The organism is Arsenicibacter sp. R0_47 (assembly GCF_057652235.1).
Genome location: NZ_JBYFCJ010000003.1, coordinates 338596 through 353449, shown reverse-complemented (window position 1 = coordinate 353449; position 14854 = coordinate 338596). Strand labels below are relative to the sequence as shown.

The window sequence follows — 14854 nt, the reverse complement described above, 5'->3', positions numbered from 1 at the left end:
CGGTGTTACTCGTTATCAGATTTTTCCGTTTCTACCTCGTAGTCGTTTGTAACGTCTGTGCTATCAACCACCAGTGTAATGTGGTTTGACCGTTTCCGGATCCGGTGTCCACGGCCTTGCGGCGCGGGACGTAAACGTTTCAGCACAGGGCCGCCATCAACAAATACCGTTTTGATGAACAGATCGGCATCTTCGATATTAACGTCTTCGTTTTTTTGTTGCCAGTTAGCTACTGCCGACAGCAGAACTTTCTGCATAACGGCGGCACCTGCCTGTGGCTGGTATTTCAGGAGACCCAGAGCCCGGCTCACACGCTGACCACGAATCAGGTCAGCGATTAAGCGCATTTTGCGGGGCGACGTGGGCACATTTCTCAGTTTTGCTACTGCTTCCATGTTTTTTCGAGTGGTGAGGGGCGTCATCAGCGGCTAGCGGGCCAACCGGTTAATGACTCCCACCTGGTTTATCGTTTGCCCTTGTCTTTTTTTGCAACGTGACCGCGGAAGTTCCGGGTTGGTGCAAATTCACCCAGCTTATGGCCTACCATGTTTTCCGTTACATATACCGGTATAAACTTGTTACCGTTATGTACGGCAAACGTGTGACCGATGAAATCAGGAGAGATCATCGACCGGCGAGACCAGGTTTTGATTACTGACTTCTTGCCTGAGTCGTTCATCGTCTGAACTTTATTGTCCAGACGAAAATCTATATATGGGCCTTTCTTTAGTGAACGTGCCATCTATTTATTACTTTTTCCGTCGGCTAATGATCAAACTATTCGACTGATTCTTAGGCTTACGCGTTTTCTGGCCTTTAGCAAACTGACCATTCCGCGAGCGTGGGTGACCACCTGATGCCCGGCCTTCACCACCACCCATCGGGTGATCGATCGGGTTCATTGCAACACCACGTACACGAGGACGACGACCTAACCAACGTACACGGCCGGCTTTACCCATTGTGTAGTTCATGTGGTCAGGGTTCGATACTGAACCTACTGTAGCGAAGCATACACCCAATACCTTACGTGTTTCGCCTGATGGCATACGCAGGATCGCATATTTATCTTCACGGCCTACCAGCTGGGCATACGTTCCAGCACTACGGGCCATTGCACCACCTTTACCAGGGTGCAGCTCGATGTTGTGAACGATTGTACCGATTGGCATTTTAGCCAGTGGCAGTGCGTTTCCAACGTCAGGAGTAGAGCCTTCGCCCGACTGAATCGTTTTACCAACGGCCAGACCTTGTGGAGCGATGATGTAGCGTTTCTCGCCGTCTGTATACTGGATCAGGGCGATACGTGCTGAACGGTTCGGATCATACTCGATTGTCAATACTTCAGCAGGAACACCTGTTTTGTCCCGTTTGAAGTCGATAATACGGTACATCCGCTTATGACCACCACCGATATAGCGCATTGTCCGACGGCCCTGGCTGTTACGGCCACCGGTTCTTTTTATTGGTTCCAGCAGGCTTTTCTCCGGCTTGGAAGCGGTCAGTTCCGAGAAGTCCGGAGCTACGCGGAAGCGCGTACCCGGCGTTACTGGTTTTAATTTCTTAACTCCCATGATTGTTTATTCCGTTATTGCCCTCCGGCTTACAGGTCTGCGTAGATGTCGATTACTTCACCTTCTGCCAGCGTCACAATAGCCTTCTTGGTAGTTGAGGTTTTACCGGTCACAATCCGACCGTTGATACTCTTGCTGCGTTTCTTACCCAGTGTGCGCAGTGTGCGAACGCTTTCTACGTTCACGCTGTACATTTTTTCGATAGCCTTGCTGATTTCAAACTTATTGGCTTTCAGTTCTACCTCGAAGGCATACTGGCCCTGTTTGTTCAGGACTGTCATTTTTTCCGTTATAATCGGTCTCTTTAAAACGCTCATGATAATTACTGCTCAAAAAGTGTTTGGAGTTTCGACAGCGCTTCTTCACTAATCAACAGACGATCAGCATTGATCAGGTCGTATGTGTTCACCTGGCTTGCAGTAACCACTTTCGTCTTTTGTACGTTCCGGCTTGACAGGACTACGTTTGAGTCTACGTCCGGCAGGATGAGCAGTGTTTTCTTAGCACCCAGAGATACCGAACCCAGGAAAGAGATATAATCTTTTGTCCGTGGTTTCTCGAAGGCAACTGAATCAATAACGGAAATGCTATTTGCCTGAGCTTTAGCGGCCAATGCTGATTTGCGTGCCAGCTGCTTAACTTTCTTATTCAGTTTGAAGCTATAATCCCGCGGACGTGGACCGAAGATCGTACCACCACCAACGAATACCGGCGACTTGATGCTACCTGCACGTGCACCACCAGTACCTTTTTGCTTCTTCAGTTTGCGTGTTGAGTGAGCATTCTCAGCGCGCTCTTTTGCTTTGTGCGTTCCCTGACGCTGGTTAGCTAAATATTGCTTAACGTCCAGGTAAATCGCATGCTCATTTGGTTCGATACCAAAAATATCTTCCGGCAGCGCAACCTTCTTTCCCGTATCCTCGCCTTTGCTGTTATATACGATAAGTTCCATGACGCTTACTTCTCAATAATTACGAATGAATTTCTAGCACCCGGAACCGACCCGCTGATAACAAGCAGATTTTGCTCAGGCATCACCTTCAACACTTTCAGGTTTTGCACCTTTACGCGGTTACCGCCCATGCGACCCGCCATACGCAATCCTTTGAATACCCGTGACGGGAATGAACAGGCACCGATTGAACCAGGGTGACGCTGACGGTTGTGCTGACCGTGCGTTTGACCACCTACACCACCGAAACCGTGACGCTTTACAACGCCCTGAAATCCGCGGCCTTTGGCTGTGCCAACTACATCTACGAAGTCTCCTTCTCCAAATACATCGGCCACTTGCAGAGTGTCGCCGAGATTGAATTCAGTTTTGAATTCTTTGAATTCGACCAGCTTACGCTTAGGTGTTGTGCCAGCCTTTTTGAAGTGGCCTTTCAACGGCTTGTTCGTATGCTTTTCTTTCTTTTCGCCGTAACCCAATTGCACAGCTTCATACCCATCCTTCTCAGTGGTACGAACCTGGGTTACAACACAGGGACCAGTTTGAATGACTGTACATGCCAGAGCCTGCCCGTCCGCATTATACACACTGGTCATCCCGATTTTTTTTCCAATTAAACCAGACATTTTTTTGTAACTGTTGTAAGCAGGAAAAATTAAAAAATTTGACCTCCGCCGAAACGGAGCCGCAAAATTAGAGAGAATCAGGCAAGACTACAAACTGTATCTTGCAGATTTTCAAGAATGGACAAAAAAATAGTCAGGTATGAAATACACCTGACCGCTGTTTGCCATTCCAGCCACGAGGCTTTCCGGCACATTGTCAGATGTGGTTTCCGGTACAGGACCAGACCTTCACCCAAAGTATGTCGTCACAAGAGACTCTACTAATTCGGAGTGCAAAATTATGCAATCTTTTTCTCTTTACAAAACATTGATACACAAAAAAATATACCACTCCCGGACGGGTAGTGGTATATTTCATTCAGCCTTGACAATAATTGGCTTAAAACCGCTTATTTATCATTAAACCTTGATTTCAACGTCAACGCCGCTTGGCAGTTCCAGTTTCATCAGGGCATCTACCGTTTTAGCGCTTGTTGAGTAGATATCTACCAGACGCTTGTAGGTGCACAGCTGGAATTGCTCCCGTGATTTCTTGTTCACGTGTGGTGAGCGAAGTACTGTGTAAATTTCTTTGTCAGTTGGCAAAGGAATCGGTCCGCTCACAACAGCACCTGTTGATTTTACGGCCTTCACAATTTTCTCAGCCGATTTGTCAACCAGATTGTGGTCGAACGACTTCAGTTTAATGCGAATTTTCTGGCTCATTCTGTTTGGTTCGTTAAACGTTTATTGAATTGACCGGCGAAAGAACCATTTACTCCTCCGGCAATTGTATTTAGTAAAGTATATGCTTACCAGCTCCGGAGAGCCGGTAAGCATATAGAAATGCACTGTTATGCGTTGATTGTACCTTTCGCTTTGGCTACTACTGTTTCAGCCAGGTTGTTTGGCAGTACTTCGTAGTGTGCGAAGGTAAGGTTAGCCGTTGCACGACCTGAAGAGATTGTCCGGAGGTCAGTTACGTAACCGAACAGCTCTGAAAGAGGTACGTCAGCTTTGATAACCTGTGAACCTGCACGGGTATCCATACCTTTCATGATACCACGGCGACGGTTCAGGTCACCTGTGATCGGACCGGTATACTCGTCCGGCGTCAGTACCTCAACGGCCATGATTGGCTCAAGCAGTTTCGGACCAGCCTGACGGGCAGCCTCACGGAAACCGGTACGGGCAGCTAATTCGAATGACAGTGAGTCGGAGTCAACGTCGTGGTACGAACCGTGGAACAGACGAACTTTCATTGAATCAAGCGGGTAGCCGGCCAGCGGACCATTTATCATTGCTTCGTTGAAACCCTTTTGAACAGCAGGGATGAATTCTTTTGGAATTACACCGCCCACGATACCGTTCACAAACTGAAGACCAGTCTTAACGGTGCCATCTTCTTCTGCATCCCGTGGTCCGATTTCGAATACGATATCGGCAAATTTACCACGACCACCTGTTTGTTTCTTGTAAACTTCACGGTGTTCGAAGCTCTTCGTCAGTGTTTCCTTGTAAGCAACCTGAGGAGCACCTTGGTTAACTTCTACCTTGAATTCACGACGCATACGGTCGATGATGATTTCAAGGTGTAATTCACCCATACCACGAATGATGGTCTGACCTGTATCTTCGTCCGTTTCAACTTTCAGGGTAGGATCTTCTTCGATCAGTTTAGTGATCGCTTTAGAGAAGTTATCCTGATCGGCTGTTTTCTTAGGTTCGATAGCGTAACCAATAACCGGATCAGGGAATACCATGGCTTCCAGAACGATCGGGTTTTTCTCATCAGACAGGGTATCACCTGTTTTGATGTCTTTGAAACCAACAACCGCTGCGATGTCACCAGCTTCCAGACGTTCGATCTGGTTCTGCTTGTTAGCGTGCATCTGGAAGATACGGGAGATACGCTCTTTGTTTCCTGAACGGTTGTTGAGGATATAAGAACCTGACTCCAGTACACCTGAGTAAGCCCGTACGAAACACAGACGACCTACATAAGGGTCAGTCGCGATTTTGAACGCCAGTGCAGTGAACGGATCTTCTACACTTGGACGACGGGTAATTTCAGCATCTGTATCAGGGTTTGTACCGACGATGTTATCCCGATCCAGTGGTGAAGGCATCAGCGCCATCACATAGTCGAGCATTGTCTGAACACCCTTGTTTTTGAAGGCTGAACCACAAAGCATAGGAACGATCTTCATCTGGATCGTCGCCTCACGCAGGGCTGCCAGCATTTCAGCTTCGGTGATCGACTCAGGATCCTCGAAGTATTTTTCCATCAATGTGTCGTCGACTTCAGCTACTGCTTCAAGCAGTTTACCGCGCCATTCTTCGGCCTCTTCCAGCATGTCGTCAGGAATAGGAATCTCCGTGAATGTCATGCCCTTGTCTTGCTCATTCCAGGTGATACCCCGGAAGTTAACCAGGTCAACTACACCTTTAAAGTCTGCTTCGGCGCCGATTGGCAGCTGAAGCGGAACGGCGTTGCTACCCAGCATTTCCTTAACCTGCTTAACTACGTTCAGGAAGTCAGCACCGGCACGGTCCATTTTGTTTACAAAGCCCAGACGGGGAACCTTGTAATTATTGGCCAGACGCCAGTTAGTTTCTGATTGCGGTTCTACACCATCAACCGAGCTGAACAGGAACACCAGACCATCCAGTACGCGCAGTGAGCGGTTTACTTCTACCGTAAAGTCAACGTGACCCGGCGTATCGATGATGTTGATGTGGTATTTCTGGGCACGGTACTCCCAGTTTACCGTTGTAGCAGCAGAGGTAATCGTGATACCACGCTCCTGCTCCTGCTCCATCCAGTCCATCGTGGCAGCACCTTCGTGCACCTCACCGATTTTGTGGCTTACACCGGCATAGTACAGAATCCGCTCGGTTGTTGTCGTCTTACCCGCATCAATGTGGGCAGCGATACCGATATTTCTCGTGAATCGTAAGTCGCGAGCCATTATTGTGTTATACTGAAGTTATGAAGTTCAAATGCAATTAATAAGTATGCTTTTTTAGCAAAGAACACACCTACTCAAAATCAGGACGCAAAGTTACTGATAAACAATTTATAAACCAAGTGGCGTCCGGGAATTAAAGTAAAACGCAATGATTGCTGAATGAGGAAGTTAGGATTCTGCATCCGCATATTTACTTCGACAGAAACCCTTTTGCTATTAAATAGGGAATGAGGAGCCACAAAAGCCCTTTTACAAGAAAAAACAGAAAGCCTACCCACCCGATCCGCTTAAGCCAGGCTTTAAATCGCTGGTTATTCATATGCCTCTAAACGCCTTTTTTTCTTTTCCTGTTCGCCCGGCGTCTATAAAATTCTGCGTTCTCTCTCCGGAATTGTTCAGTTCGGCTGAAACTGCCGGTTATTCAAAAATTCATAATCCGTTAACGATAACAAGAAGGCCAGCAGGTCTTTCTGATCCTGCGCCGTCAATGGTATTCCCGGCTGGCCGTTCTGCTTCAGAAGCGGATCAAGCCGGGGGGTATCCTGTACGCCGGTTGCATAGTGCTGGATAACCTGCTGCAACGTCTGGAAACGTCCGTCGTGCATGTACGGCGGTGTAAACTCAACATTCCGCAGGCCCGGCACTCTGAATTTATACTGATCACTGGTCAGCAACGTAATGGTATACCGACCCTTGTCATCCGCACGGGCATTGGCCAGCACCGGTAAACCGTTATTGCGGAAACTCTGGTCTGTAAATAACTCACCGCTGTGGCAGGAGGCACATTTTGCCTTAAAAATGGTTAATCCGCGCTTTGCTTCCTCACTCAGGTCACCGCCGGTCTCCCCGCGCGTGTACTTATCATAGGTAGAATTGGCCGATACAAGCGTCAGCATAAACTGCGACAGGGCTTTCAGGAAATTAGCGGTTGTAATGGAATCGGTTCCGAAAGCAGCCTTGAACATCGTCCGGTATCTGGCCGTTTGCCGGACTTTGGCCAGAACGTTCGTCATTGAATCGCCCATCTCCACGGGATTCTGAATCGGGGCAAGCGGCAACAGATCTAAATCGACAATACCGCCATCCCAGAAAAAGTGCTGCCCCCAGGCAACGTTCTGGATGGCCGGTACATTCCGGATACCAATCAGATCATTAATACCATGACTCAGCGGATGATCGGTGTGCGCAAAAGCATTAAACGGAGAATGACAAAACCCGCAGGTGATTGTCCCGTTACGGGAAAGCAGCCCATCGTAGAAAAGCGCCTTGCCCAGCTGTACGCCCTGTACCGTCAGCGGATTTTTTGTAAAATCGTAGACGGGAGCCGGAAAATTGGCGGGTTTAGTCCAGGTGTAGGGTGTCGTCTGTACGGGCTTCACCGGATCGGGGCCAGGGTCCTCTCCCCCACCCGGATTACCCGGCTTGCAGGAAACAACAATGTACCCCCAGAACCCAACGGCTGCCATTAAACCGATCCACTGCCAGCGACTCATATCCTGTTAATTTGACTGTAAGTTAACAAAGCGGAACATCTGGCTGTAATTATTGGCAATGATCGCAGAAAAATCGGAGACCATCACGTCCGGATGTTGCGCGATACTAATCTTCGTGGAACCATCAAAAATGGTTACCACATCCGTCCGGAGCTGTACGGCAGGCGTCAGGTTCTGACCAACCACGGCTTTATTAGTATTGAACGATACCCGAACGGTACGGAGGTTATTGAGGGTTTTGGCCTGATAGCCGCCAAACAGTCCGATGTGGTACATAAACGTCCCTGCCGTTTCAACCGCCTGCGGTGAACTGCCCTCCAGTTTCAGAAAAATATAGCCGGAATTCCAGTCCCAGTACATGCCACCGCTGTGTCCGCCTGCCGGATCCAGCACACCGGTACGCTTGCTGACATCCATCGTGTTCCGGAGGCTATCAACACCAACCATAAACTCCATACCAGTATATTCACCGTAGGGGATTTGTCCGACCGAAATGGTCTGGGTTGCCGGCTGGCTTTCACGAATCAGGAAATAGCTGCTGTCCTGCGGAACCGTAAATGAGGTCCCGTCTGCTTTCAGCAGTTTAATATTACTGACGTAGTAATTGAATAACGATACGGAGAAAGTCTCTTTGCTGCCATTGGTATAAGTACCGGAATTTAAGACAAGGTCTTTATCGCCTACCACATTGTCAAACGTAACCCGCATCCGGCCGGTTGGTGCTGTTTCAGGATCGTGCTGACATCCCCACAAAAGCATAGTACTTACTATACCAATCAGTGTATATATTCTCGTCATGGCACTCTTAGTCTTAAAAGGTAAGTTCTGTATGATATAACGCCCTGTATACGGTAAGCGTTGCGCGGCTCCGGCCTTTTATTTTAGCGAATCCGGCAAATTTCATAAATCAGTAATGGCCGGAGCCGGCGATGACAGCCGTTTTGTTTCTTTCTTTACCGTTATGATGAAGCAATCTATCCTCCTCCGGTTTCTCCTCATCTGGAGTATTCTGTCTGTGCATAGCGCCGCCGCGCAACCGGCACAAAATATTGTCCTGATTACACTTGACGGCGTTCGCTGGCAGGAAGTGTTTACCGGTGCCGACTCAACCTTATTGTTTGATCCGGTATTCTCGCCTGATACCGCTACCGCCCGTAAACTGTTCTGGTCTCCTGTAGCTGCCGAACGCCGGCAGAAGTTACTCCCCTTCTGGTGGAATGTCATTGCCGGACAAGGACAACTCTACGGCAACCGGCTAAAAAACAGCAAGGTGAATACGGCTAATCCCTATTGGTTCAGTTATCCGGGCTACAACGAAATTCTGTCGGGTTTTGCCGACGAGCGTATCAGTTCCAACGACAAAAAAGACAACCCGAATACAACCGTACTCGAATTCCTGAATCAGCAACCAGGCTTTAAAGACCGCATTGCCGTGTTTTCGTCATGGAATGTCATTGAGGCTGCTGTTAATGAAAACCGCAGCGGTATCTATGCCAACTCGGCGAATGAACGGATCATTAATCCGCGCACCGGCTCCGACTCACTGCTCAATGACATGATGCGGCTGCTTCCTTCTCAGTTCGGCGACGGCGTCCGGCAGGATTTCCTGACCTACTTCATGGCCAAAAACTACCTGAAGCAAAAACAGCCGCGCGTACTTTTTATTTCCTTCGACGAGACCGATGATCTGGCCCATGCCGGCAAGTACGCCGACCATTTACAGATGCTCCATTCTATCGACGGTATGCTGAATGACCTCTGGCAAACCATGCAGACCATGCCGCAGTATGCCGGTAAAACCACCTTTATGCTTACAACCGATCACGGCCGGGGCCACACGCCGAAAGTCCGCTGGAAAGATCACGGCACCAAAACCGCCGACTCCTACCAAATGTGGTTTGGGGTCGCGGGAGCAGGGGTCGCGCCGACCGGCGAACAGCAGGGCGGACCGGTACTTTTCCAGAATCAGCTGGCCGCTACCATTGCCCGTCTGCTGGGCGTTGACTATAAAGCTGAACATCCGGTCGGGGCGCCTGTCTTATCCGTACTGAAATAAAGCACCGGGTTACAGGTTCGTCACCAGCCGGGAAACAATAACCGGATTACCGCCCGTGGCCTGCTGTTGTTCATAGGCAAGCAACAAGCCGTTTTTGGTAGCCATCACAGCGGGATAGGTCGCATGCTGATTGTCATCGGTCAGGAACGTCAGTGGTTTCACCGAATTGCCCGTCACCAGCTGCATACAAATACGCTGTGTATATTCCGGGAAGCCATCTTCGGATACGTTTCCTTTTTTCGGAAATGCCTCATCCCATACCCATACCAGCTGACCGTGATAACCGGTCAGCTGCGGGTGTCTGGCGCGGTCTGACAGCCGGCTGGCTACCAGAGCAGGGCTTCCCAGCTTAGCCAGACGCAGGCCCACGGCATTTTCCTTACCCGAAAACCAGGTGGCATAGATACCATTGCCGGTCTGCTCCACATCCGGCCCGGCATGGGGACAGGCGTTGACCCGCCAGTCATCTGCGTAAACCGTCGCCGGTTTACTGAACGTCCGGCCACCGTCGGCCGACACCACATGGCTGATGTCCCGCGCACCCGGATTCGTATCTGTCGACTGCTCGTCCATGTCCCGGTACATGAGGTGGATTTGCCCCTGCTGATCAACGAATACATTGGTCCGGCAGCATTGACATGCGTTGGCATCCACAATCAGTTCTCCGGTAAAACCGCCTTCCGGCAGGGTCTGTACAAACCGGACACTGCGCCCCGGCTTACCCGGCATCTTATCATCCAGCCAGACAATGCCGATCTGTCCGTTCGGCAAGCGGGTGAGGTCGCTGAACGAGTGACTTTTGCCGGGCGTCGTATCGCGGTGAAGTGCTTTGGCAGGGGTCCAGGTTTTGCCGCCGTCGGCTGAGGTCGTAAACAGCAAATCACCGGCAAAGCGTGACGCGGCTGCCGGACGCGGCACCTCAAACAGGGCCAGTATCGTGCCGTCGGCTTTAAATCCCAGCTTTGGCATGCCTTCGGCGTGAACCGACACGTCGGCCGGAGCAGCGACCTGCACTTTCGGGCCAAAGGTCTGCCCGCCATCCGTTGACACGGAGAAAAAGAATTTTGCCGATTTTTCATCCACCCGCTCGGCCCAGCTCAGGACCGGATTACCGTGCTGGTCGGTTGAAAAACGGGGTGTCAGGCCGGTAGCGGCCGGATCTGATAAACGTATGCCGGTGGCTGGTTTCGGTACTGGTTTCAGTGCCAGCAGACCAAACAGACAAATCAGGGAAATGAGGACTTTCATAAGGCTAAAGGCCTCCCGAAGTAATACCTTGGGGAGGCCGGTTAGTGACACTAATTTTTACCGGTGAAATTGTATTGAATACCCGCTACAAATGTCCGTGGGGCGGCAGGGGTAAACGTAGTACGGTCCGTGGCGGCATTGCCGCGTGTTGCGTTGGTTGCATACAGCGCATTGGTCAGGTTCAGCACATTGCCGAATACTTCAATACCTTTCCACTGGTAGCCAATCCGGAAATTCATGATGTCGTAGCCTGGATAGGTGATTGTATTTACCTGATTCTGGTACCACGACGATACATGCTGCCACTCCACTGAAGTCCGGAATTTAGGCAGCCAGGCCGGATAGTAGCTCAGCTCCGTGTTCCAGAGCCAGCGCGGCGCCGACGGCATATCCTTGCCATTTACGTCTTTTACAGCATCCGACGACCGCTGACTCAACGTAAAGGCCACAAATCGGTGGATGGCATTTGTACCGCCAAAGCGGAAGAATACCTGTTTCGACGGTTTGCAGGTCAGCCCGAATTCAACGCCGCGGTGCAGGGTTTTCCCGACCGACTGGTAATCGGTTGAGTTGTCCGGTTGCCGGATGTTCAGCAGTTCATTGGTACCGTTCATCTGGTAATAGGCCAGATCAACGTATACCTTATTTTTGAAGAGCGACGCCCAGCCGCCGACTTCCATGTTATTGAACAGCGCCGGCGTGATGTTATAGTAGAACAAATCGCCGTTGGCTGCTGCGGCAGGGCGTTTCCGGAAAATGGCGGTTAACGCCGGCGGCGAGAAGCCTTTCGAATAACTGGCATAGAGCCCTTTGCCCTTGCCCAGATCATAGGTCAAGCCCAGCTTCGGGGTGGCCTGACTATATTCTTTTGTCCCGCCAACGGCCAGACCGGTTGTTTTGTCCAGATCAAGGTTATTCACGTAATCGAACGACATACGGTCGTACCGGACACCAGCCGATAACCGCAGCCGCGACACCGGCTCGAACTCAACCTGTGCATAAAGACCCGTATTAAAAATGTCGGCGTTGTAATTGGCCAGCTGAACGTCCGGACGCTCCTTCGCGATGGTATACTTCTCCACTGATTTTTTGTCGGCCCGCAGCTGTGCATTCAAATCGACCTGATAGGCCCAATACGTGTTCGGCGACAGATCGACCGTAGCGCCGGCAATGACCTTTGCGTTCAGGAACGGGAGCTTCTGGGTATGCTGTGCAATAACACCTTTACTTTTAAAGTCATTGGAGTTGATCTGCCCCGTAGCAGTCGAGGCACCGGAACGCCAGATAATGCTGTACGATGGATTCTGCCCGTGCTTGTTATCCCGCAGAAAAGCCGTTATGAACGACTGAGAGCCGTTTTTCCACTCATGTTCCAGCGTCAGCCGGGTACGCAGCGAGTACGATTTCCGGTACGTAAAATCCGTCGTGCTGACGTACTGGCGGCTATAAAACGCCACACTATCGACGCTGCCGCTGGTCTGCGAGTCGTAGTTATTATAAGATAACGCACCCGTCAGCCGCGTTTTAGGGGTAAAACTGTATTCGACCCGCGCATTAACGGCGGCCTTGTCGTAGTCTGAGCTGGTCATCCAGGCACTACGCTGACGGGCGACAAAACCACCGACATACACACCAAGCTTACCCACGGTAGCACCGGCCCCGTATTGTACCCGTTTGTAGCCCCACTGATCGGCCTGCACACCGATCTTCGCCGTCGGTAACACGGTCGGGCGCTGGGTAATAAAGTTAATTGCCCCGCCAACGGCTTCAGCACCGTAAATAGACGATACAGGGCCTTTTACCACCTCAACCGAACTGATTGCGAACTGGTTGAATTCCAGAATGGAGTTATGGTTGAAGACCCCCATCGGCCGGATCGGGATACCATCTTCCAGATACAGGAAGTAGGCATTGGTGGTCATCGGCTGGCGGATCGCCATCATGTGCTGTTCGTTGTTGAGGTTCACCATCATCACGCCCGGCACCTTATTCACGATTTCGTACAGGGCGGTTGGCTTTGTTTCGTCGATGATCCGGGGCGATAATCGGGAAATGGCAACCGGCGTTTCGGTCCGCAGCGTAGCCTCCCGGTTGCCGGTCACAACAATTGTCTGCAAATCTTCGACACTTGGTTCGAGCGCAATGCCTCTGCCGATCCCGGAGGCCTTTATCTCCTGTGTACCGTACCCTACCGAGGAAATAATCAGGCGGGCATTGTCAGGTACCGGCTTTAGGGCAAAGCGGCCGTTGACATCGGTTGTGGTACCGGCCTGGCCCTGTACCACACGAACGGTAGCGCCAATGACCGGTTCTTTGGTTTGGGCATCAAAAATGCACCCTGTTATGGTTTGGGCAAATGCCTTACTGCTAAGCAGTAAAACTGCCAGGGCAACTATTAATTTAAGTTTCATGAGAATGTCTGTACTGATAAACTAAACGATATGCTTCGTTTGGTGCGGAAGCCAGTCAGTACGACAAAGCGGGCGGACGGAATACACCGGACAGATAGCCGGTCCGTGTGATTGTGCAGGAAAAAGCCGGGAAGCGTTGGTTGATGAACGCGGTCAGGGGGAGCGTTGAGGCCACATACCGAAGCACCGTATCCTGGTAATAAACTGCTTTCAGCAGCCGGTTTACGACCTCCTCGGTCTTCGATTGTTCTTCCCGTTCCTGAGCCGCTCTGAGGCGTTTTGCCAGATAGCATTTTCCGTCGCAGTGCAGCGCAGGCCGGTTTTTATTTTCGCAGAAATTACTGATGATATACGCTTTCCGAACCTCAAAATCCAGTAAAATACACGGCACAATCAGCACTTTGGCGCAAAGTGTGATCAGCAGAAAAAGCGCTATGTATCTCCGGAACAGCAAAGAAAAACGTTGGTTAAGCCGTGTTGTTAATGATTAGTGTTCACACTTTTCCATAACTTCATGGAAGCGGTCATGCAGCGCCGTAATTGCCTTTTTAATGTCAGCCTCCGGCTTTTTCTGCTGTACCAGTTTATCCAGCGCGGCTGATTCTTTTGCCAGCAGATCAATCGACTGTTTGACGCCTTCTTTCCGGTAATCGGCCGGGATGGCTGCTTTCTGTAAGGCAACGGCTTTCGCCACCAGTTCGCCGGAACGGGTCATTACCGGCTTCAGATCACCTTCTTCGGCCGGATGGAATGTCTTCGCCATGACAGAATGGTATTCGTCCAGCTCTTTCCAGGCCTTTTTCTGGCCGAACGACAATAAGCTAACCAGCATAAACAGGCCGGTTACCAGGGCAGTTTGTGTAATTTTCATGGTTTAGTTGTGTTAGTTAATCGTTTTTGTATTCGTCGCGAAGGCGTTTAATGTCGGCGATGAGCTTATTCGTCCCCTCTTCAGTCGTGCCATCATACTGACCACGGACATGCTTTTCCTTATCAATCAGCACAAAGGCACCGCTGTGGATATACCCGCCGGGAGCGGTCGAGTCTGCACCCGCCGTGACGAGATAATGATTTTCGCCGATGTCATAAATTTTCTCCCTGTCGCCCGTGACAAACTGCCACATTGAACCCGACACACCGAGATCGTTCGCATACTGCTTCAGCACCGCCGGCGTATCATGATTCGGGTCAATGGTATGCGACAGAATCCGTATATCATCTGCCCCCTTAAACGCCTCGTACACCTTCAGCATGTTTTTCTTCATGACGGGGCATATCGTCGGGCAGGTAACGAAGAAAAAGTCTGCCACGTAGATTTTACCGTCGAAGTTTTTCTCCGTAACCGGCACACTATCCTGACTGGTAAACTGAAAGGCCGGAATGGCTGGATAAACCAGTTCTTCCACCGGTTTTCCGTCTACCACCTTCTTAATCGTTTCCGGTTCGCCCAGGTAAGGCAGTTTTTCTGCCTCCCACCGGCAACCATGCAAGGCCAGGACGGCCAGCAGGCCCAGCGCTCCGGTAAACAGTGTTCGTTTCATGA

At 50.5% G+C, this 14854-nt stretch carries 16 protein-coding genes; 1 reads left to right on the top strand and 15 read right to left on the bottom strand.

The window, feature by feature from the left end; genetic code table 11:
- Window positions 1–5: 5 nt before the first annotated feature.
- The 10 genes from rplV to AC23NW_RS07460 form a co-directional block, all read right to left on the bottom strand.
- Window positions 6–395, bottom strand: a complete 390-nt coding sequence (gene rplV, locus AC23NW_RS07505; RefSeq protein ID WP_293842792.1) for a 50S ribosomal protein L22 — start codon at window positions 393–395, stop codon at window positions 6–8.
- A 68-nt stretch (window positions 396–463) separates the two neighbouring features.
- A complete protein-coding gene (gene rpsS, locus AC23NW_RS07500) occupies window positions 464–742 on the bottom strand; it encodes a 30S ribosomal protein S19 (protein ID WP_071503511.1) in 279 nt (92 codons plus the stop codon).
- A 7-nt stretch (window positions 743–749) separates the two neighbouring features.
- Entirely contained in the window at window positions 750–1574 is an 825-nt protein-coding gene (gene rplB / locus AC23NW_RS07495; RefSeq protein WP_487448678.1) for a 50S ribosomal protein L2, read from the bottom strand.
- A gap of 29 nt (window positions 1575–1603) precedes the next feature.
- Window positions 1604–1891 carry a 50S ribosomal protein L23 gene (rplW, locus tag AC23NW_RS07490; protein WP_293845055.1) on the bottom strand — a complete coding sequence of 96 codons (288 nt, stop codon included), beginning with the start codon at window positions 1889–1891 and terminating at the stop codon, window positions 1604–1606.
- Between the two features lie 5 nt (window positions 1892–1896).
- Window positions 1897–2526, bottom strand: a complete 630-nt coding sequence (gene rplD / locus AC23NW_RS07485; RefSeq protein ID WP_293845058.1) for a 50S ribosomal protein L4 — start codon at window positions 2524–2526, stop codon at window positions 1897–1899.
- A gap of 5 nt (window positions 2527–2531) precedes the next feature.
- Window positions 2532–3152, bottom strand: coding sequence for a 50S ribosomal protein L3 (rplC, locus tag AC23NW_RS07480; RefSeq protein ID WP_487448676.1), 621 nt, complete (start codon window positions 3150–3152; stop codon window positions 2532–2534).
- A 399-nt stretch (window positions 3153–3551) separates the two neighbouring features.
- Window positions 3552–3857 carry a 30S ribosomal protein S10 gene (gene rpsJ / locus AC23NW_RS07475; protein ID WP_071503516.1) on the bottom strand — a complete coding sequence of 102 codons (306 nt, stop codon included), beginning with the start codon at window positions 3855–3857 and terminating at the stop codon, window positions 3552–3554.
- A gap of 128 nt (window positions 3858–3985) precedes the next feature.
- Entirely contained in the window at window positions 3986–6103 is a 2118-nt protein-coding gene (gene fusA, locus AC23NW_RS07470; RefSeq protein WP_293845062.1) for an elongation factor G, read from the bottom strand.
- Between the two features lie 395 nt (window positions 6104–6498).
- A complete protein-coding gene (locus AC23NW_RS07465; RefSeq protein WP_487448675.1) occupies window positions 6499–7596 on the bottom strand; it encodes a cytochrome-c peroxidase in 1098 nt (365 codons plus the stop codon).
- A gap of 6 nt (window positions 7597–7602) precedes the next feature.
- Window positions 7603–8394, bottom strand: coding sequence for an MbnP family protein (locus AC23NW_RS07460; RefSeq protein WP_487448673.1), 792 nt, complete (start codon window positions 8392–8394; stop codon window positions 7603–7605).
- 163 nt (window positions 8395–8557) lie between these two features.
- Between AC23NW_RS07460 and AC23NW_RS07455 the strand changes: the two genes are divergently transcribed.
- Window positions 8558–9652, top strand: coding sequence for a phosphoglyceromutase (locus tag AC23NW_RS07455; protein WP_487448671.1), 1095 nt, complete (start codon window positions 8558–8560; stop codon window positions 9650–9652).
- Between the two features lie 9 nt (window positions 9653–9661).
- Here AC23NW_RS07455 and AC23NW_RS07450 read toward each other — a convergent pair whose 3' ends face one another.
- Genes AC23NW_RS07450 through AC23NW_RS07430 form a run of 5 tightly spaced genes read right to left on the bottom strand, consistent with a single transcriptional unit; the run spans window position 9662 to window position 14852 of the window.
- Complete coding sequence (locus AC23NW_RS07450) at window positions 9662–10900, bottom strand: sialidase family protein (protein ID WP_487448669.1); 1239 nt, start codon at window positions 10898–10900, stop codon at window positions 9662–9664.
- A 50-nt stretch (window positions 10901–10950) separates the two neighbouring features.
- The gene (locus AC23NW_RS07445; RefSeq protein WP_487448667.1) at window positions 10951–13311 is read right to left on the bottom strand and encodes a TonB-dependent receptor; all 2361 of its coding nucleotides are present in this window, start codon (window positions 13309–13311) and stop codon (window positions 10951–10953) included.
- Between the two features lie 55 nt (window positions 13312–13366).
- Entirely contained in the window at window positions 13367–13765 is a 399-nt protein-coding gene (locus tag AC23NW_RS07440) for a hypothetical protein (protein WP_487448665.1), read from the bottom strand.
- Between the two features lie 33 nt (window positions 13766–13798).
- Complete coding sequence (locus AC23NW_RS07435; RefSeq protein WP_487448663.1) at window positions 13799–14182, bottom strand: hypothetical protein; 384 nt, start codon at window positions 14180–14182, stop codon at window positions 13799–13801.
- Between the two features lie 16 nt (window positions 14183–14198).
- Complete coding sequence (locus tag AC23NW_RS07430) at window positions 14199–14852, bottom strand: SCO family protein (protein ID WP_487448661.1); 654 nt, start codon at window positions 14850–14852, stop codon at window positions 14199–14201.
- Window positions 14853–14854 lie beyond the last annotated feature (2 nt).

Bases quoted from the DNA above. Each gene is read 5' to 3' on its own strand.
- fusA (WP_293845062.1), bottom strand. From the start codon at position 6,103: ATGGCTCGCGACTTACGATTCACGAGAAATATCGGTATCGCTGCCCAC.
- AC23NW_RS07435 (WP_487448663.1), bottom strand. From the start codon at position 14,182: ATGAAAATTACACAAACTGCCCTGGTAACCGGCCTGTTTATGCTGGTT.
- rplV (WP_293842792.1), bottom strand. From the start codon at position 395: ATGGAAGCAGTAGCAAAACTGAGAAATGTGCCCACGTCGCCCCGCAAA.
- rpsJ (WP_071503516.1), bottom strand. From the start codon at position 3,857: ATGAGCCAGAAAATTCGCATTAAACTGAAGTCGTTCGACCACAATCTG.
- rplW (WP_293845055.1), bottom strand. From the start codon at position 1,891: ATGAGCGTTTTAAAGAGACCGATTATAACGGAAAAAATGACAGTCCTG.
- rplB (WP_487448678.1), bottom strand. From the start codon at position 1,574: ATGGGAGTTAAGAAATTAAAACCAGTAACGCCGGGTACGCGCTTCCGC.
- AC23NW_RS07445 (WP_487448667.1), bottom strand. From the start codon at position 13,311: ATGAAACTTAAATTAATAGTTGCCCTGGCAGTTTTACTGCTTAGCAGT.
- rplD (WP_293845058.1), bottom strand. From the start codon at position 2,526: ATGGAACTTATCGTATATAACAGCAAAGGCGAGGATACGGGAAAGAAG.
- AC23NW_RS07465 (WP_487448675.1), bottom strand. From the start codon at position 7,596: ATGAGTCGCTGGCAGTGGATCGGTTTAATGGCAGCCGTTGGGTTCTGG.
- AC23NW_RS07430 (WP_487448661.1), bottom strand. From the start codon at position 14,852: ATGAAACGAACACTGTTTACCGGAGCGCTGGGCCTGCTGGCCGTCCTG.
- rplC (WP_487448676.1), bottom strand. From the start codon at position 3,152: ATGTCTGGTTTAATTGGAAAAAAAATCGGGATGACCAGTGTGTATAAT.
- AC23NW_RS07455 (WP_487448671.1), top strand. From the start codon at position 8,558: ATGATGAAGCAATCTATCCTCCTCCGGTTTCTCCTCATCTGGAGTATT.
- rpsS (WP_071503511.1), bottom strand. From the start codon at position 742: ATGGCACGTTCACTAAAGAAAGGCCCATATATAGATTTTCGTCTGGAC.
- AC23NW_RS07460 (WP_487448673.1), bottom strand. From the start codon at position 8,394: ATGACGAGAATATATACACTGATTGGTATAGTAAGTACTATGCTTTTG.
- AC23NW_RS07450 (WP_487448669.1), bottom strand. From the start codon at position 10,900: ATGAAAGTCCTCATTTCCCTGATTTGTCTGTTTGGTCTGCTGGCACTG.